This is a genomic window from Pseudoalteromonas arctica (assembly GCF_012927645.1).
GTDB classification, from domain to species: Bacteria; Pseudomonadota; Gammaproteobacteria; order Enterobacterales; family Alteromonadaceae; genus Pseudoalteromonas; species Pseudoalteromonas arctica_A.
The window spans coordinates 22,860-41,701 of sequence record NZ_JABBMT010000009.1 but is presented as its reverse complement, the minus strand read 5'-3'; the positions used below and the strand labels follow the sequence as shown (position 1 = coordinate 41,701).

18 protein-coding genes and 10 tRNA genes are annotated in these 18,842 nt (G+C 40.9%); 23 read left to right on the top strand and 5 right to left on the bottom strand.

The window, feature by feature from the left end:
- Complete coding sequence (gene hemA, locus HHO47_RS07935) at positions 1-1,257, bottom strand: glutamyl-tRNA reductase (RefSeq protein ID WP_211183652.1); 1,257 nt, start codon at positions 1,255-1,257, stop codon at positions 1-3.
- Between the two features lie 83 nt (positions 1,258-1,340).
- Between hemA and lolB the strand changes: the two genes are divergently transcribed.
- From lolB to HHO47_RS07855, 16 genes are all read left to right on the top strand, one after another.
- A complete protein-coding gene (lolB, locus tag HHO47_RS07930) occupies positions 1,341-1,928 on the top strand; it encodes a lipoprotein insertase outer membrane protein LolB (protein ID WP_169019806.1) in 588 nt (195 codons plus the stop codon).
- A gap of 16 nt (positions 1,929-1,944) precedes the next feature.
- Positions 1,945-2,787, top strand: a complete 843-nt coding sequence (gene ispE / locus HHO47_RS07925; protein WP_169019892.1) for a 4-(cytidine 5'-diphospho)-2-C-methyl-D-erythritol kinase — start codon at positions 1,945-1,947, stop codon at positions 2,785-2,787.
- 100 nt (positions 2,788-2,887) lie between these two features.
- Positions 2,888-3,835 (top strand): ribose-phosphate diphosphokinase, encoded by a 948-nt coding sequence (locus tag HHO47_RS07920; RefSeq protein WP_169019805.1) that lies wholly within the window; start codon positions 2,888-2,890, stop codon positions 3,833-3,835.
- Positions 3,836-3,996: 161 nt separating this feature from the next.
- On the top strand, positions 3,997-4,602 hold the full coding sequence (locus HHO47_RS07915; RefSeq protein ID WP_169019804.1) for a 50S ribosomal protein L25/general stress protein Ctc: 606 nt from the start codon (positions 3,997-3,999) through the stop codon (positions 4,600-4,602).
- 18 nt (positions 4,603-4,620) lie between these two features.
- A complete protein-coding gene (gene pth, locus HHO47_RS07910; protein WP_169019803.1) occupies positions 4,621-5,205 on the top strand; it encodes an aminoacyl-tRNA hydrolase in 585 nt (194 codons plus the stop codon).
- Positions 5,206-5,239: 34 nt separating this feature from the next.
- Positions 5,240-6,331 (top strand): redox-regulated ATPase YchF, encoded by a 1,092-nt coding sequence (ychF, locus tag HHO47_RS07905; protein ID WP_169019802.1) that lies wholly within the window; start codon positions 5,240-5,242, stop codon positions 6,329-6,331.
- 582 nt (positions 6,332-6,913) lie between these two features.
- Positions 6,914-6,990, top strand: a tRNA-Met gene (locus HHO47_RS07900).
- A gap of 235 nt (positions 6,991-7,225) precedes the next feature.
- A tRNA-Leu gene (locus tag HHO47_RS07895) sits at positions 7,226-7,310 on the top strand.
- 38 nt (positions 7,311-7,348) lie between these two features.
- A tRNA-Gln gene (locus HHO47_RS07890) sits at positions 7,349-7,423 on the top strand.
- A 5-nt stretch (positions 7,424-7,428) separates the two neighbouring features.
- A tRNA-Met gene (locus tag HHO47_RS07885) sits at positions 7,429-7,505 on the top strand.
- Between the two features lie 178 nt (positions 7,506-7,683).
- Positions 7,684-7,768 (top strand) — tRNA-Leu (locus HHO47_RS07880).
- A 40-nt stretch (positions 7,769-7,808) separates the two neighbouring features.
- Positions 7,809-7,883 (top strand) — tRNA-Gln (locus HHO47_RS07875).
- A gap of 119 nt (positions 7,884-8,002) precedes the next feature.
- Positions 8,003-8,087: transfer RNA gene (locus HHO47_RS07870), tRNA-Leu, on the top strand.
- 40 nt (positions 8,088-8,127) lie between these two features.
- A tRNA-Gln gene (locus tag HHO47_RS07865) sits at positions 8,128-8,202 on the top strand.
- A gap of 167 nt (positions 8,203-8,369) precedes the next feature.
- A tRNA-Leu gene (locus HHO47_RS07860) sits at positions 8,370-8,454 on the top strand.
- Positions 8,455-8,492: 38 nt separating this feature from the next.
- Positions 8,493-8,567, top strand: a tRNA-Gln gene (locus tag HHO47_RS07855).
- Positions 8,568-8,579: 12 nt separating this feature from the next.
- Here the strand turns inward: HHO47_RS07855 and HHO47_RS07850 are convergent.
- Complete coding sequence (locus HHO47_RS07850; RefSeq protein ID WP_169019801.1) at positions 8,580-10,148, bottom strand: EAL domain-containing protein; 1,569 nt, start codon at positions 10,146-10,148, stop codon at positions 8,580-8,582.
- A 220-nt stretch (positions 10,149-10,368) separates the two neighbouring features.
- Positions 10,369-11,538, bottom strand: a complete 1,170-nt coding sequence (locus HHO47_RS07845) for an FAD-dependent oxidoreductase (RefSeq protein WP_169019800.1) — start codon at positions 11,536-11,538, stop codon at positions 10,369-10,371.
- Positions 11,539-11,791: 253 nt separating this feature from the next.
- Here HHO47_RS07845 and miaB point away from each other — a divergent pair, with 253 nt between their 5' ends.
- The 7 genes from miaB (at position 11,792) to HHO47_RS07810 (ending at position 18,219) form a co-directional block, all read left to right on the top strand.
- The gene (gene miaB, locus HHO47_RS07840) at positions 11,792-13,237 is read left to right on the top strand and encodes a tRNA (N6-isopentenyl adenosine(37)-C2)-methylthiotransferase MiaB (RefSeq protein WP_169019799.1); all 1,446 of its coding nucleotides are present in this window, start codon (positions 11,792-11,794) and stop codon (positions 13,235-13,237) included.
- A 50-nt stretch (positions 13,238-13,287) separates the two neighbouring features.
- Entirely contained in the window at positions 13,288-14,349 is a 1,062-nt protein-coding gene (locus HHO47_RS07835; protein ID WP_169019798.1) for a PhoH family protein, read from the top strand.
- A gap of 4 nt (positions 14,350-14,353) precedes the next feature.
- On the top strand, positions 14,354-14,812 hold the full coding sequence (gene ybeY, locus HHO47_RS07830; protein WP_169019797.1) for an rRNA maturation RNase YbeY: 459 nt from the start codon (positions 14,354-14,356) through the stop codon (positions 14,810-14,812).
- 22 nt (positions 14,813-14,834) lie between these two features.
- On the top strand, positions 14,835-15,716 hold the full coding sequence (corC, locus tag HHO47_RS07825; protein ID WP_169019796.1) for a CNNM family magnesium/cobalt transport protein CorC: 882 nt from the start codon (positions 14,835-14,837) through the stop codon (positions 15,714-15,716).
- Positions 15,697-17,262, top strand: coding sequence for an apolipoprotein N-acyltransferase (gene lnt, locus HHO47_RS07820; protein WP_211183651.1), 1,566 nt, complete (start codon positions 15,697-15,699; stop codon positions 17,260-17,262). Before corC ends, lnt begins: the two co-directional genes overlap by 20 nt.
- A 181-nt stretch (positions 17,263-17,443) precedes the next feature.
- Entirely contained in the window at positions 17,444-17,653 is a 210-nt protein-coding gene (locus HHO47_RS07815; protein WP_169019794.1) for a hypothetical protein, read from the top strand.
- A gap of 68 nt (positions 17,654-17,721) precedes the next feature.
- Positions 17,722-18,219, top strand: a complete 498-nt coding sequence (locus HHO47_RS07810) for a hypothetical protein (RefSeq protein ID WP_169019793.1) — start codon at positions 17,722-17,724, stop codon at positions 18,217-18,219.
- Positions 18,220-18,271: 52 nt separating this feature from the next.
- On the opposite strand, the gene HHO47_RS07805 is transcribed toward HHO47_RS07810, so the two are convergent.
- Positions 18,272-18,559, bottom strand: a complete 288-nt coding sequence (locus tag HHO47_RS07805; protein WP_169019792.1) for a type II toxin-antitoxin system RelE family toxin — start codon at positions 18,557-18,559, stop codon at positions 18,272-18,274.
- Complete coding sequence (locus HHO47_RS07800) at positions 18,549-18,800, bottom strand: type II toxin-antitoxin system Phd/YefM family antitoxin (protein WP_169019791.1); 252 nt, start codon at positions 18,798-18,800, stop codon at positions 18,549-18,551. Before HHO47_RS07800 ends, HHO47_RS07805 begins: the two co-directional genes overlap by 11 nt.
- Positions 18,801-18,842: the final 42 nt, after the last annotated feature.

The window sequence follows — 18,842 nt, the reverse complement described above, 5'->3', positions numbered from 1 at the left end:
CTATTCCTGATCAATACCTAACATTTTCTTTAATTGGCTTAACTGAGCAACTTCACCTTTTTTAGCCGCATCTTGAATTGCACGGGTAGGCGCGTGCATTAGACGGTTGGTTAACTTGTTGGCCAGCTCTAAAATAATTTTTTCTGCATCTTTACCGGTGTTTAATTGACTTATTGCCTTATCAACCAGCTCAGACTTAATATCGTGTACATCTTGGCGATAAGAGCGGATCAGATCGACAGAGTCGAGTGAGCGCATCCACATCACAAATTCCGCACAGCGCTGGGTAATAATCACTTGCGCTTCATCGGCAGCTTGTTCTCTTGAAGCGATATTTTCGCTTACTATTGCCTGTAAGTCATCAACCGAATACAAATAGGCCGCATCTAATTCACCAACTTGGCTTTCAATATCACGCGGAACTGCAATATCAATAAATAACATGGGCTTATTACGGCGTTGTTTTAGCGCTTGTTCAACCACCCCTTTGCCAATAATTGGTAAAGTACTTGCCGTCGAACTGATCACTATATCTGCTTGATGCAAGCGTTCAGGTAACTGCGCTAACGCAATAACGTCGGCATTAACATCTTCTGCCAGTAAGCGTGCACGCTCTATGGTGCGATTCGCTACAGTGATCTGTTGTGGTTGATTCTGGTATAAATGTTTAGCTACCAGTTCAATTGTTTCCCCTGCGCCAATTAATAACACTTTGGTTTTATCTAACTTGCCGTATATATGTTTAGCTAAATTAACCGCAGCATAGGCAACAGATACCGCACTTGCGCCGATATCAGTTTCCGTTCTAACTTGTTTTGCGACCGAAAAGGTCTTTTGAAATAACCGATCAAATACCACACTCACGGAATTGTGATTTTTAGCGCTATTATAAGCTTGTTTGATTTGACCAAGAATTTGCGGTTCACCTAGCACCAAAGAGTCTAGGCCACATGACACACGCATTAAATGATTGATAGCATCATTATCTTGGTGACAATATACATTACTGCTCAGTTCATATTCATCCAAACCATGGAAACTAGCTAACCATTGCAACAGTATTTGGGAATTTTGCTGAGCGAGGCTACAATAGATTTCTGTTCGGTTACATGTTGACACTATAACCGCTTCATTAAACTGATCGTGATCGCTCAGTTGCTGTAATGCTTCTGACAATTGCTCAGGCGAAAAGGCAACCTTTTCGCGTAATTCTACAGATGCGGTTTTATGATTAATACCTAGTGCTACTATGGTCATATGTGCCAAATATTGCTAAGCCGTGCTCGAAAGACGATAATTTTACCAAAAATCAGCTGAATATGGAAAGTAAGGAACGACATTTGATTCGACTATATTTGATTTTACTCATATTTTTTTTATTTTTAAGTGGCTGTGCGCAGCAAACTAGCCCTCAAACAGCCATTTATGACGATTGGAAGTCGCAATTATCACAACAAAGCAACTGGCAAGTTGAAGGAAAACTGGCTTTTATTAGCCCAGATGAACGCCAATCAGCAAACTTAAATTGGCAACAACAAGAACAGTTAAACCAACTTATTTTGACGAGTTTTATCGGCACCCGAGTTTTAGCATTAACACAAGATAGTCACGGCGCAAAACTTGAATACGATGATGACGTTTACCATGATATTAATGCATCGCGCCTGCTAGCTAGACTCACAGGTTTTAATATACCAATGAACAGTGCTGATAATTGGTTAAAAGGCACTGTTAACGATCCAAGTTTGCAAGTTGATGAACTAGGCCGAGCGAAAAATGTAACTTGGCACGCACCCGATGGCGATCAATGGCAAATAAGCTACGCTGATTACCAACAATACGCCGGATTTTGGTTACCTACAAAGCTCACGTTGAAACACCACGATATTAAAATAAAAATTCAACTTTACGAGTGGCACTTTGACTAACATGACTAAGCAAACTATGACTTCATTTTCGTTATTGGCACCTGCCAAGCTCAATTTATTTTTACACATTAATGGCCGCCGTGAAGATGGCTATCATGAATTGGAAACCTTATTTACTTTTTTAAATTATGGCGATCAACTCACATTTACTTTGACTGAAACAACTGAGATTGAAGTCACTGGTGACACCACCGATATCCCACTTAAAGATAATTTGATCTATAAAGCGGCCGTTTTGTTACAAAAGCACAGTAATTCAGTTTTTGGTGCAAAAATAAATTTAACTAAAATATTGCCTATGGGAGGCGGCGTTGGCGGTGGTTCTTCAGACGCTGCCAGCACACTTTTAGCACTGAATAAATTATGGCAATGTCAGTTATCATTGGTTGAATTAGCAGAGCTTGGTGTGCAGTTAGGCGCAGATGTACCTGTGTTCATTAACGGCAAAAGCGCCCTAGCTCAAGGCATTGGCGAGAAGTTAGTAAATGTAGAGCTGCCGTCAAAATGGTATTGTGTAGTGCATCCAAGTGAACATATCAGCACCGCAAAAATTTTTACTCACCCAGATTTAAAGCGTGATACACCAAAGCTAAAAGGCCACTGGCAACAGCAAACATTAGGCAACGATTGCGAGCCTTTAGTTAAAAAGCTCTGCCCTGAGGTTGAAAAGACCCTCCAGTGGTTGCTAAAATACGCTCCGTCGAAGATGACTGGTACAGGTTCATGCTGTTTTGTTGAATTTGCCACGCAAAAAGAAGCGCAACATGTTCTTGAAAATCTCCCCCATAACTGGGACGGTTTTATTGCCAGCAGCGTTAATATCTCTCCTGCCCATACGCAGTTGGACGCTATACATTGAAGCAATGAAGTAACGTACAAGTAAATAAAGTTTAAGTTAATAAGCTATACTTTTTATATAGCTTATTAGTCCAAAAATTCAGTGCCTGAGGAACCCTACCGTGCCTGACATGAAGCTCTTCGCTGGTAACGCAACACCTGAGTTAGCTCAAAAAGTTGCAAAACGTTTATATATTGAAGTTGGCGATGCTGTTGTTGGCCGTTTTAGCGACGGTGAGATCAGTGTTCAAATTAATGAAAATGTTCGTGGCTCGGATGTTTTTATTGTGCAATCAACCTGTGCCCCCACTAACGATAACTTGATGGAGCTTATTGTAATGGTTGATGCCTTACGTCGTGCATCTGCAGGTCGTATAACAGCCGTCATTCCTTATTTTGGTTATGCACGTCAAGATCGCCGAGTGCGCTCTGCTCGCGTACCAATCACAGCAAAAGTTGTTGCCGATTTCTTATCAAGTGTAGGTGTTGACCGAGTTCTAACGGTTGATTTACACGCTGAGCAAATCCAAGGCTTCTTTGATGTACCAGTTGATAATGTGTTCGGTAGCCCTGTGCTACTTGAAGATATGAAAGAGCGTCAGTTTGATGATGTTGTTGTTGTATCACCTGATATTGGCGGCGTAGTTCGTGCCCGTGCTATTGCTAAATTATTAAACGATACCGATCTTGCCATTATTGATAAACGTCGCCCACAAGCGAATGTTTCTCAAGTAATGCACATTATTGGTGACGTTGAAGGTCGTGACTGTATCATCGTTGATGATATGATCGACACAGGCGGTACTTTATGTAAAGCAGCTGAAGCACTTAAAGAGCACGGTGCCAAGCGAGTATTTGCTTACGCTACTCACCCTGTACTTTCTGGTACTGCGGTAGAAAATATTCGTAACTCAGTAATTGATGAAGTGATTGTAACTGACTCAATTCCACTGTCTGCTGAATTAAAAGCAATTGATAAAATTAAAGTGTTAACACTTGCAGACATGCTAGCTGAAACAATACGCCGTATCAGCAATGAAGAATCTATTTCAGCGATGTTTGAACACTAAAACTATTTAGATACAAACACCTGAACATAATTAAAGCGCCTACTTGGTGCTTTTTTTATGTATCGTATTTCTTTTAATAGGTGGTGGTGGTATGATAGCGCGCCTTTTGGCTAGGGACCTTGGTCGCAAAGGCCCTACACTATTTATTTATTGGAGACATCATGTCTAACGAAACTTATACATTTAATGCAGAATTACGCACAGCAACAGGTACAGGTGCGAGCCGCCGCCTACGTCGTGAAGATAAAGTTCCTGCCATTCTTTACGGTGCTGACAAAGAAGCTGCATCTCTTACTTTTGAACACAAAGAGATCATCAAAGCACAAGAAAGTGAAGGCTTTTACACTCACATTCTTACTCTTGATATCGCTGGTGAAAAAGTTGAAGCTATCCTTAAAGATATCCAACGTCACCCATTCAAGCCTAAAATCACTCACCTTGATTTCCAACGTGTAGATGCTGCTCATAAACTTCACACTAAAGTGCCAGTTCACTTCATCGGTGAAGACGTAGTAACTAAAGCTGGTAACACTGTTGTTCACCAATTAACAGAAATCGAAATCACTTGTCTTCCTAAGTCACTTCCTGAGTTTGTTGAAGTTGACGTAGCGGGCTTAGTTGCTGGTGACTCAATCCACATCTCTGACGTTAAACTTCCAGCCGGTGTTTCATCTGTTGATTTAGCGAAAGGTGCTGATCACGACCAGTCTATCGTAACTATCAAAGCCAACAAAGCTGCGCCAGTTGAAGACGAAGCAGCAGAATAACTTTTTAAGGTTTGCACCTTGAATTCTATTCAAATGCTTGTGGGCCTGGCTAATCCAGGCCCCGAATACGCAAACACACGCCACAATGCAGGTGCTTGGTTTATCGAGCAACTCGCTGCACGCTACAACTGTACGCTAAAACACGATCCTAAGTATCATGGCCTTACTGGCAAAGTGATCATCCAAGATCAAGAATTCAAATTACTGATCCCTACTACTTATATGAATTTAAGTGGTAAAGCGGTCGGTAGTTTAGCCAACTTTTTCAAAATTCCTGTTGAAAGCATTCTAGTTGCCCACGACGAAATGGATTTAGAACCCGGGGTTGCCAAGTTAAAGAAAGGTGGCGGACACGGTGGCCATAATGGTCTAAAAGACATTATCGCAAAAATGGCAAACCAAAAAGATTTCATGCGCTTACGCGTTGGGATAGGCCATCCAGGGCATCGTGAAATGGTCACCGGATGGGTGCTTGGTAAAGCAGCCAAAGAAGACCAAGAAAAAATGGATGCCGCAGTAGATGAAGCAGTTCGTTGTATGGAAATACTTGCAAAAGACGGTGTGTTAAAAGCACAAAACAGACTACATTCGTTTAAGCCATAATCGGTTCAACGGATCTAAACAAGGTATCTTAACTATGGGTTTCAAATGTGGCATCGTCGGTTTGCCTAATGTTGGTAAATCAACACTTTTCAATGCATTAACCAAAGCGGGTATCGAAGCCGCTAACTTTCCTTTTTGTACCATTGAACCAAATACGGGCGTGGTACCGGTGCCAGATCCTCGTCTAGACGAGCTTGCAAAAATTGTTAATCCGCAACGCATCCTTACCACTAGTATGGAGTTTGTGGATATTGCTGGTCTTGTAAAAGGCGCATCAAAAGGTGAAGGCTTAGGTAACCAATTCTTAGCTAACATCCGTGAAACCGATGCAATTGGTCACGTAGTTCGCTGTTTTGAAGATGAAAACGTAATTCACGTAGCGGGCACAATTGATCCAGCTGATGATATTGACGTGATCAACACTGAATTAGTACTTGCGGATATGGATAGTGCTGATAAAGCTATTTTCCGTAATGCAAAAAAAGCCAAAGGTGGTGATAAAGACGCCAAAGAACAAAATGCTGTGCTCGAAAAAGTAAAAGTACACCTTGATGAAGGTTTAACTTTACGCTCTTTAGCACTGACAAAAGAAGAAAAAGCAGCAATAGCTTCTATCAACTTCTTAACCATCAAACCAACAATGTATATTGCGAACGTTGCCGAAGATGGATTTGAGAATAACCCACTTCTTGAGCGTGTACGTGCAATTGCTGCCGCTGAAGATGCGGTTGTTGTGCCAGTATGTGCAGCGATTGAATCTGAACTTTCAGAACTTGATGAAGAAGATAAACTTGAGTTTATGGCTGATCTGGGCCTTGAAGAACCTGGTTTAAATCTTGTGATCCGCGGTGGTTACGAATTACTACATTTACAAACCTACTTTACCGCAGGCGTAAAAGAAGTACGTGCATGGACCATTCCTGTTGGTGCGACTGCGCCACAAGCCGCAGGTAAAATCCATACCGACTTTGAACGTGGCTTTATTCGTGCACAAACTATCGCTTTTGATGACTTCATTGCATTTAAAGGTGAAAGTGGCGCAAAAGAAGCTGGTAAGATGCGCCAAGAAGGCAAAGAATACATAGTTAAAGATGGCGATGTAATGAACTTTTTGTTCAATGTTTAACATCCCCGTTCTTTAATTTACTACACTTAGTGATTTTAAAGGCTCGTTTTTACGAGCTTTTTTATTTTTGCACTACTATTAAATATTAGTCTAGGGCGTGTTGACCTTTCAGGATTAAAATTTGTTCAAACTAGGGGCGATTTAATCGCGGCCCGAGATTTGTAATCTAGTGGGCTAAGTAAAAGTCGAGCAAAGCTTCCGCATCCTGCTCACGCCCCTTACCTACATCCATGTAGGCAACAAAGAGTTAATCGCCCCTAGGAAGAACCCGAAGGGCAGCGCGTGTTTGGCATTAATGCTGCGTTATCGCCTATTTATGGGGAACACCACACTACATAGGCTCTGCCTTGCCTAAATACCAAACACACTGCTGCAAATTTAACCTCGAAAGATAAACACGCCCTAATAAGTCAGTACAAAGCTGTTAAAAAACACCATTTTTATTAAAATTTAGCCTGTTAGCCTATTTTTCCCGCAAACAAACCGTGATACGTGTTTTTTTGCAAAAAAGGTGTTGACGGATTTAGGTCATATCAGCATAATACGCCCCGCACTCAGCGATGAAGTGCTAACAAAAAAGATGGCTAAGTAGCTCAGCTGGTTAGAGCACATCACTCATAATGATGGGGTCACAGGTTCAAATCCCGTCTTAGCCACCATTTATTTTTTGTTGCTCAATTAAGAGTTTAAAATAACTACCTAAGTTTTGATTTATCAAAATTTGAAATGCGGGAGTGGCGGAATTGGCAGTGGCCTTGAAATTAGACGCTGGATTTAGGTTCCAAAACATTATTACCTGTATATGCTCGATGCGGGAGTGGCGGAATTGGCAGTGGTCTTGAAATTAGACGCTGGATTTAGGTTCCAAAACATTATTACCTGTATATGCTCGATGCGGGAGTGGCGGAATTGGTAGACGCGCTGGATTTAGGTTCCAGTAACTTAGGTTGTGAGAGTTCAAGTCTCTCCTTCCGCACCATGTTCTTGATAAGAACTAAAACTATTAATTGTTATTGTTGGGATATCGCCAAGCGGTAAGGCACCAGGTTTTGATCCTGGCATTCCCAGGTTCAAATCCTGGTATCCCAGCCAACAATGGCTAAGTAGCTCAGCTGGTTAGAGCACATCACTCATAATGATGGGGTCACAGGTTCAAATCCCGTCTTAGCCACCATTTCTTCTTTTAGAAGTGGCTCTGCAAGAGTTAAATTGCAACTCAATGAAGAGTTTAAAATAACTACCATTTCTTTGATTAATTCAAAGTGATAATGCGGGAGTGGCGGAATTGGCAGTGGCCTTGAGTTGGACGCTGGATTTAGGTTCCAAAACATTATTACCTGTATATGCTCGATGCGGGAGTGGCGGAATTGGTAGACGCGCTGGATTTAGGTTCCAGTATCTTAGGATGTGAGAGTTCAAGTCTCTCCTTCCGCACCATGTTCTTGATAAGAACTAAAACTATCAATTAATTCTTTGTTGGGATATCGCCAAGCGGTAAGGCACCAGGTTTTGATCCTGGCATTCCCAGGTTCAAATCCTGGTATCCCAGCCAACTTCTTCTACCAAAGAATGTTGTTAAAGAATAGAACTGCGGAAGTGACGGAATTGGCAGTTGTCTTGAATTAGACGCTGGATTTAGGTTCCAAAACGATTAACTGCATTCTAAGAACTGCGGGAGTGGCGGAATTGGTAGACGCGCTGGATTTAGGTTCCAGTAACTTAGGTTGTGAGAGTTCAAGTCTCTCCTTCCGCACCATGTTCTTGATAAGAACTAAAACTATCAACTGATTCTTTGTTGGGATATCGCCAAGCGGTAAGGCACCAGGTTTTGATCCTGGCATTCCCAGGTTCAAATCCTGGTATCCCAGCCAACTTTTTCTACCAAAGAATGTTGTTAAAGAATAACTCTAGCTATGAGTATAAACAGCAAAAACGTATATAATTATGCGGACTATGCGGGAGTGGCGGAATTAGTAGTGGTCTTGAATTAGACGCTGGATTTAGATTCCAAAGCAATAAAATCTGCATTTAAAAAACTGCGGGAGTGGCGGAATTGGTAGACGCGCTGGATTTAGGTTCCAGTATCTTAGGATGTGAGAGTTCAAGTCTCTCCTTCCGCACCATGTTCTTACCTAGAACTAAAACTAATAAAATTTAAAGTTGGGATATCGCCAAGCGGTAAGGCACCAGGTTTTGATCCTGGCATTCCCAGGTTCAAATCCTGGTATCCCAGCCAATTTTATCTAACCTACATTAAATTTTCCTGTATAAATTCATCTAATGGTACTGCCCGACTATATAAAAAGCCTTGTACATAATCACAGTTTAATTTAATTAATGCTTGTTCAATGTCTTTTTCTTCGATGCCTTCAGCAACTACATTACAATTAAGTCTGCTTGCTAAAAATATTGTTGACTCAACAATTGCGTATGCCGTAGTCTCATTGAGCATGTTCTTTATAAATGATTGATCTATCTTTATTTGATCTATTGGTAGTTCCCTTAATAAAACCAGTGAAGAAAAACCGGTTCCAAAATCGTCTACACTAAACTTAAAACCCATCTTACTCAATTTAGACATCATTTCACGAGCCGCATTTAAACTAGTCATCACTGCGTTTTCCGTGATCTCAAAGATGATTGATTCACCCATACTAGGATCCAAATCAACAAGCATTTCAATAAAATAATAAAACTCTTTACTTTCTAAATCTTTAGGTGAGAGATTTATATGAAGCAAACCAGAAAACCCATGCGCTTTAAGTTTTTTCAAATGCTTTAGCGAATTTAATACAACCCACTGAGATAAAGGCAAAATTAGCCCTGTTTGTTCTGCCACACTAAGCACCTTATTTGGCGGTATAAACTCTCCATCTTCTTTTCGCCAACGTATGAGTACTTCAGCACCATGTAACTGCTGGCCAAAGGCCGATAAAATAGGTTGTAAATACAATTCAAATTCATCACTTTGCAACGCTTTTTCAATCCGTTTAGACATCTCGCTTAACTCTCGCGCTCTGTGGCCTAACTCTGGAAAATACACAATAACTTGATGACCCGTCTTTTTTGCTTCGTACATAGCTAAATCAGCTTGTATTAGCAGTTCATGTTGCTGCTGGCTATCATCAGGGAACCGACTTACCCCAATACTCAACATCACCATTATTTTTTGCTTCTTAATAGTAAAAGGAAAACTGATCGCAGTATTAATCGCAGCAATACAATTGGAATATGTTTTTTCTTCTCGTGAAAACAAAATGAGTGCGAATTCATCACCACCAATCCTATATAGGTTAGCGATCCCAGATAAATGCTGTTGTAACCTATTAGAAAGCACACTTAAAAGCTCATCACCATATTGATGACCAAACCCATCATTTACTTGTTTAAAGCCGTTTAAATCTATAAACAATAACGTAAATGGGTTAGCCTGAGTAATTTGCTGTTCAATAACACAGAAAAATTTGTTTCTACTTGGCAGGCGAGTAAGACTGTCATGCTCAGCTAAAAAGCGTTGCTGCGCACTTGCCTTTTCAATTTTAATAATACTACTTAAGCTTAATCGAGTGACGAGTATCACAAAAGCACTGCCGCCAAATAAAATTAATGAAACACTCAAAGTTACGAAGGTATCAGCACCATGGGTAAAAAAATAATAGACTACCCACCAATAACCAGTTATAAAAAAAATAATCAGTACAAATAATAAGGCCCATTGTGAGCTATTAGTTTTTTTATAGATTAAGAATGTAGGCTTTAAGCTTACGGCTAAAAGAAAAGTACCTGCTAAAATTATGAAAATAAAAAAATTATTCACATTAGCGCTTCTATAATCAGGTTGAGTGCAATTTAAAGAAAATTAACGCCTATATTTCCGATTACTTTAAATACAAACAAGTGGTAAAAGTTAGCAAAAAAGCTTTACTTGCTCGGATACAAGAAGATCAACTTTTTATTTTTTAATAAAATTCACGAACAAATCCGTATATTAATAAAATTGATATTCTGATTAAAGCTTTATTGTCGATAATTTTAATCTAGTCCAATTGTCCACCAATTGCGTATTTTAGAAGCTGATTTTTAAAAAAAACTGAATTATTTGCCACTTTCAAAAATTGGCTACGTGCCCACTGCAATGGGGTCAGTTGATTAGAAAAACCAAAATAACAGGCGTCCATCATACTCATCATTAATAAGTTTGCTTTGCGTCTAGTTTGCTCATATTGTTTGAGGTATTGTGCAGCACCTATATCGTCTGTATTGTTTAATATGTCAGCAAGCGCAACGACATCTTGAAAGCCTAAGTTAACCCCCTGCCCAGCGAGCGGATTAATAGTGTGTGCTGCATCGCCAACCAGTACAATACGGCCATCTGAATAGCTGTTGGCATGTTGGCGAGTTAACGGAAACACAGCATGTTCTATAACGTCAAAATCTCCAGCTAAAGGCGGAAAATGTGCAAGCAGTTGCTGTTTTAATTCGCTTGCTGAGAGTTGCTGCCATTGCTTTAATTGCTTTGCATCATGGTAACAAATTAAATTAGCGTATGGTGCCTGCATAGGTAAAAATGCAACGGGGCCTGAGGGTTTAAACTGCTGCCATGTTTTTACTTGTTGTGCCGCGTCTAGCTTTATTAATACTCCCATACAGTGCTGGTCATATTGCCAACCCGTAACCCCAATACCTGCCTGTTGACGTAATAACGATTGCCCACCATCTGCAGCAACAACTAAATCGGCAGTATATTGCTGCTCACCATAATGCAATGTCACTTGCTGTTTGCTTTGCTCAATTGCTGACAACGACTGGGATGTTTCAATCACCTCAATATTGTGCTGTGCAAACTGTTGCCAGATACTCGCTTGAATTAAATTATTTTCAATTAAGTGGCCTAAATGAGTGGTATTAATATCGTGACAATCAAACAAAAGGTTATCGCCCGTTCGTTCAAACGCTTCGAGCTGTTGATATGGGGCATGTCGATGCACTCGTAAAATAGGCATAGCGCCTAAATCATCTAATAAGTTTTCTGAAAAACGATTGATAGCAGATACACGAATAGCAACTTTTTCACTTGCCAATACAGCATCCGCATCAATTATCTGCTGCTCAATCACTGTTACTTGGCATCCTTGTTTAGCGAGTTTAACTGCTGTGGCTGCACCAACCATGCCGCCGCCGACAACAATAACCTTGTTTTTCATCATTTTTAGTCACTAATTTGGTTATTTTCAGTGCGCTTGATTGTATCGTATTTCTGTTTGTAAGTGCGAGTGAGTTTCATCTTAATCAACCATAAAACGCACTTTGTTTGACTTCAATTCACAAACATAAAAACTATACTTGGATCTAGGCGGGTATCCAGCTAAAATACGCGTCCTTTAAGTAAGCGAAAGTGCCGCTTATCCTGTTTAGCGCACAACCGTGCCACTACCGAATTGAAAACGAGGCTATATTTCAATGAGTAAAAAGCTGCATATTAAAACCTGGGGTTGTCAGATGAATGAATACGACTCTCAGAAAATGGCTGATCTTCTCGATGCAACCAACGGCTACCAGTTAACTGATGAAGCTGGGGATGCAGATGTTATCCTACTCAATACCTGTTCAATTCGCGAAAAAGCGCAGGAAAAAGTATTCCATCAACTAGGCCGTTGGAAATTACTTAAAGACGACAAACCCAATCTGATCATCGGTGTTGGCGGTTGTGTTGCCTCACAAGAAGGTGATTCAATTCGCCAACGCGCACCATTTGTTGACGTTATTTTTGGCCCACAAACATTGCATCGCTTACCTGAAATGATCAAACAAGTGCAAGGTAACAAAGGTAGCTCTGTGGTTGATATTTCATTCCCAGAGATTGAAAAGTTTGACCGTTTACCAGAGCCAAAGGCCGATGGCCCGTCTGCATTCGTATCTATTATGGAAGGCTGCTCTAAATACTGTACCTTTTGCGTAGTACCTTACACGCGTGGTGAGGAAGTTAGCCGCCCGCTTGATGATGTATTATTAGAAGTTGCACAACTAGCTGAACAAGGTGTGCGCGAAGTAAACTTACTGGGTCAAAACGTAAATGCTTATCGCGGCGAAACCCATGATGGTGAAATTTGTTACTTCTCAGATTTAATTCGTTATGTTGCAGCCATTGATGGGATTGACCGTATTCGTTATACCACCTCGCACCCGGTAGAATTTACACCAGACATCATTGATGCATACGCTGACGTGCCTGAACTTGTTGATCATTTACATTTACCAGTACAAAGTGGTTCGGATCGTATTCTTAACTTAATGAAACGTGGCCATACTGCGATTGAATACAAGTCAACAATTCGTAAATTACGTAAAATTCGCCCTAATTTAAGCATGTCATCAGACTTTATCATTGGTTTCCCTGGTGAAAGTGCCGCTGACTTTGAAGCGACGATGAACCTTATCAATGATATTGGTTTTGATATGAGCTTTAGCTTTATCTACAGCGCACGCCCGGGTACGCCAGCGGCTGATTTGCCTGACGATGTTAGCGAGCAAGAAAAGAAAGAGCGTTTATACCTGTTACAAAATCGTATAACCCAAATGGCGCAACAGATCAGTCGCCAAATGTTTGATACTGAGCAACGTATCCTAGTTGAAGGTCCATCGAAGAAGAATCCGATGGAATTACGCGGACGTACTGAAAACAACCGCGTGGTTAACTTTATTGGCCCGCATACTGTGATCGGTCAGTTTGTTGATGTACGTATTACTGAAGCACTGCCAAACTCTTTACGCGGTGACTTAATTCGTACAGAATCCCAAATGAACTTACGCCGTGCGGTTGCTCCAGCTGATATTTTAAGTAAAGCAGCACAACCAGAGCCACAAGCCAGCCCTGATGAATTAGGTGTGGCGACTTTCGTTCCTTAGGCGAAACTTACTGTGCCAGCCTCGCTGGCACATCAAAACAGGAAGCAATTTTGAGTAATCAATTAAAAAAATTAGAGATTTATTTAGAACCCTCCGACAACAAACGTCTTTCATCTTTATGTGGCCCATTTGACGAAAACATCAAACACATTGAGCGCCGCTTAGGTGTTGAAATTACTCATCGCGATAACTATTTTAAAATCACCGGGAAAACCACCAGCGCGTTTGCAGCGATGGAAATCCTCAAAGACTTATATGTTGAAACACAGCCAGTACGCGGTGTTATTACTGAAATTGCAGCAAATACCGTCCATTTAGCCATTAGTGAATCAAATGCATTAGAGCAAGGTGAGCTAAACGAGTATGGTCAAGAGGTGATGATCAAAACTCGTCGTGGCGTAATAAAACCACGTAACGATAATCAAGGTCACTATGTGTCGAATATTTTTCGTCACGATATCACCTTTGGTATAGGGCCTGCTGGCACAGGTAAAACCTACCTTGCGGTCGCCGCAGCAGTTGATGCCTTAGAGCGTCAAGAAATACGACGTATTTTATTGACCCGCCCCGCTGTTGAAGCCGGTGAAAAACTGGGGTTTTTACCGGGTGATTTAAGTCAGAAAATCGACCCATACCTGCGCCCATTGTACGATGCCTTATTTGAAATGCTCGGCTTTGAAAAAGTCGAAAAGCTGATGGAGCAAAATGTCATTGAAGTCGCTCCACTTGCCTTTATGCGTGGTCGCACACTGAACGATGCCTTTATTATTTTAGATGAAAGCCAAAATACCACGGTTGAGCAAATGAAAATGTTCTTAACCCGTATTGGCTTTAATTCAAAAGCGGTGATCACTGGTGATATCACCCAAGTTGATTTGCCCCGTGGTGCACGCTCAGGCCTTCGTCATGCCATTGAAGTACTTAGTGACGTAGACGAAATAAGCTTTAACTTTTTCCAATCACAGGACGTGGTACGCCACCCTGTAGTGGCACGTATTGTTGAAGCTTACGAACGAAACGATGAAACAGAACGACTCAAGCGCGCAGAAAAACAGCGTGCTAAAGACTTGCTAGCTAATCAAGAGCAGAGCCAATCTGCTACTAAAGAGTAATACCGTGAACACTGAACTTGATTTACAAATAACCTGTGAGTTTGACAACTTGCCTAGTCTTGAGCAATTTGCGCTGTGGGCTAATAAAGTGCTTAGTCAATACCGTGACGAATCAGAGCTGAGTATTGTTATTGCTGATGAAGAGCAAAGCCAACAACTCAATAATGACTACCGTGGTAAAAATAAACCAACCAATGTGTTGTCGTTTGAATTTGAAGCGCCAGCAGGTGTAGAACTACCTTTGGTGGGTGATTTAGTTATATGTCCAGCCATTGTACTGGCTGAGTCAATCGAGCAAGAAAAGTCATTTCATGACCACTTTGCCCATATGGTTATCCACGGATGCTTGCATTTACTTGGATTTGACCATATAAAGGATGAAGATGCGAAAGAGATGGAAAGCATTGAAAAGCAATTGCTTGCCGAATTAGGCATAGCAGACCCATATCGGGACGATATTTAAATTTACGGAGCAAGTAGACGCAATGAGCGACGATAACTCGCAGACTAGCCAGGGTTCTTCTAGCAAGACCTGGTTGGGTAAAATTACCCAAATGTTGCAAGGGGAACCCCAGAATAGAGAAGAGCTGGTTGAAGTAATTGCCGATGCGCAAGTTCGGGATGTGATTGATCCTGAAACCAAAGAGATGATAGAAGGTGTGCTCGGTGTGTCAGAGTTAAAAGTACGAGACATTATGATCCCGCGCTCACAAATGATCACACTCGAAGTTGACGCACCGCTGGAAGACGTTATTCCTATGATGGTAGATTCTACACACTCCCGTTTTCCGGTAGTCTGTGAAGATAAAGACCACATAGAAGGTATTCTACTGGCAAAAGATCTACTCCCACTTATTCTAAACAAAGATGATCTACTACCATCTTTACGTAATTATTTACGCCCAGCCGTTGTTGTACCAGAAAGTAAGCGTGTTGATACACTGCTTAATGAGTTTCGCCAACAACGCTACCACATGGCGTTAGTGATTGATGAATACGGCGGCGTATCTGGTTTAGTAACCATAGAAGATATTCTTGAGCTCATCGTCGGCGAGATTGAAGATGAGCATGACGAAGAAGATCAACAAGATATTCGTCAAGTTGCAAAACATGCATATATTGTTCAAGCCCTAACCCCAGTTGATGATTTTAACGAATATTTTAAAACCGGCTACAGCACGCAAGACGCTGATACCATCGGTGGGACTGTTTTACACGCCTTTGGGCATATGCCTGGCCGTGGTGAAATAATTGATATAGATGGCTTACAATTTAAAGTAACCAATGCCGATAATCGTCGGTTATTACAATTACAGGTTACCGTGCCAAAGGCAGATGATAACAACATTGAAGACACTTCTGACTAATAGCCTGCATTTAGCAACAGATAAAAAAGCATGGCTCGCACTGGTTGCGGGCCTTCTTTTAACTTTAAGCTATGCCCCATTTGAGATTTGGCCTCTCACGTTCGCCTGTTTAGCATTGGCGATATACAGCACCCACACACATAAGTCTGAGCAGCAATATGGCAAACAAGCCAGTAAACGCGCCGCCAAATATGGTTTTATATTTGGCATTGGTTGGTTTGGTGCTGGCATTAGTTGGGTACATGTATCTATCGCTACTTTTGGCGGTATGCCACTGGTAGCCTCAGTATTACTGATGGTGCTGTTATGTGCTTATTTAGCTATCTACCCCGCTTTAGCCTTTATGTTTGCGACACGCTTTGCCAGCGGCCCTTACAGCTATGGTTTGTTATTACTTTGTGGTTTTGCCATCACCGAGTACTTACGTGGCGTGGTAATGACTGGTTTCCCTTGGTTAAGCTTTGGTTATACTCAAACCGATAGCCCGCTTAATCTACTCGCTCCAGTAATTGGTGAGTTTGGCTTAACCCTTGTATGTATCGCGATTGGTTTTGCGCTCTATCGCCTGCTGTTTACAAGGGACTTTAAAGCCACAGCAGCCACGGTGCTAAGCATCGCTTTAGTATTCGCTATTACTCACTATACACGCAATAACAACTACAGTGAGAAAACTATTAGCGCCTTACTGGTACAAGGTAATATCAAACAGCACCTACGCTTTGAGCCCAGTGAATTTTGGACCACCATGAGTAAGTATCAGGATATGACGCGCCGTCACTGGGATGCAGATTTAATTGTGTGGCCAGAAGCTGCGGTTCCTGAAATAGAAGCCCTTGCAGATAGCTATTTAGCAGGCTTAGATAGCGCGGCCTCATTTAACAACACCGCACTCATTACCGGTATTGTCGACTACCAGCTTGATACCAAAACTATCTTCAACACCTTAATTGTACTTGGTAATAAAGAGCAGGGTGACGAACATGGTCATTATCAATACTTAGGTAAAAACCGCTATCAGAAGCATCAATTACTGCCAATTGGTGAGTTTGTGCCGTTTGAAGATATTCTGCGCCCTATCGCGCCTTTGTTTGATTTACCCATGTCCTCGTTTACACGCGGCGATGAAGTACAAAACAATCTACGCGCCAACGGTTTAAATATTCTGCCTGCTATTTGCTACGAAATCGCCTTTGCTGATCTAGTACGGGGTAATTACCACAATCAATCTGATATTTTATTTACCGTTAGCAACGATGCTTGGTTTGGCGATTCTCACGGCCCTCACCAGCATATGCAAATAGCCCGTATGCGCGCCCTTGAACTGCAACGCCCGCTTATTCGTGTAACCAACAATGGCATCAGCGGCGTATACGACCCAATCAGCCACACTCAAATCAGCATGCCACAATTTGAAGCCGACATCTTGAAAGTCAACGTCAAGCTTATTCAAGGCGATAGCATCTATAGTCAATATGGTAATTGGCCGGTATGGATTGCAGTTGTGTTGATGGGAATTTTGGGTATAGCCGTAAGCCGTAAGCCGTAAGCCGTAAGCCGTAAGCCGTAAGCCGTAAGCCGTAAGCCAGTTTATTCGTAGGTTGGGTTGAGTGCAACGAAACCCAACATTTAAATGTATAATACTCAATTATTTTCAAGGATAGAATAAATGTCACAGATTAAAAAAATTGCTCACAACTCCCATTTCATTGCTTATGTGTTGCGCGCTGATGTTGGTGTTTATTGCTGCATTTTTCCCAAGTGCCTTAATTGTAGATAATGAACTTGGACTTAAACCTGAGCATATTCTTTCAGAAATTATTAGCGTGTTAATGTTTTTAACGGCTGTGATTTCGATATTGATCGCGAATAAATCTTACTTAATTTCAAAACAAGCAAATGAGTTAAGTGAAAAAGTCTTTCAATCGCAAGCTGAGTAACTTCAATCTCAAGAGTTTTATCAGTTATATGAAAGGTTTGAAAAAAGAATAAAAAAATTGAAGAAGAAATGAAGGTCAACATTTACACTGAAGGATTAATACTTGAGTATTTATCAGCTGGCAGATTTATCAGGGGGAAATATCAACCCCCAAGTAATCAGGAAGTTGAAGAAATAAAATCGCATAATCAAATACTTCAAGACTTTTATAAAGACATAAGTCAAAGAGGCCATGATGTTAGAAATGAAACTAAAGGAAAGCAATTAACAGAAGGCTGGATAAACCAAACCTTTGGTGCTCTCTGTATATTGGGGCCTAATGATCCTGTATTTGACTCATTCCTGAAAATCCCTGAAGAAGACTTAATATCTATTCAAGGTGGAGCAAGAATCAGTACTAAAAAAGATAACCCCCTATATTATGCTAAGGTACATCGACAGATAATTATATCATTACTAATTACAATGAATCGTGAGGATCTAGTCTCGCAAAGCGAGGATTTTCGTATTTCTAATGAATTTTTAAGTGATATTAGCGAGCTGATTTGGAAAAATAATAACGTATAAGTTAAGCGCACGAAATATCCGATGCGATTTCCATCCACCCCCCTTGCGACATTTATTTACTTCGTTTCATCAGCTTTTTATACACTGCATCTTTATCTCGTTTGCCGATAGCGAGTACATATACTACAACTTCAGCATCAATCACTTCATAGGCAAGCCTGTAGCCTGCTGTGCGCAATTTTATTTTATATACACTATCAAAACCTCTTAATTTAGATGCTGGTACATGAGGATTTTCTAGCCGCTCGATGAGTTTCTTTTTAAACTGGCTTTTTATAGGTGGAGCAAGCTTGTTCCACTCTTTTTGCGCTGCGGGTAAAAATTTGAGCTTATAAGTCATCAATATTAACTTCAACAGCCTCTGATAAGTCTGCTCTGCGACTTTCGACAATTTTTGCTAATTCAATATCGTCGATCAGTTCCATTAAAAGCTCATACGTTTGCGCAGGTACTAAATAAGCTGCTGGTTTATTGTGATTTAAAATAGCTATCGCTGAACCATCAGCTTCATTTAATAACGCTGTCGGATTTTTCTTTAATTCTGAAATACTTGCTGAACAGTCTGCTAATATTTGTCTCATAACCCACCAAAAAGACCATAAATATGAGCTAACTTTAGACCT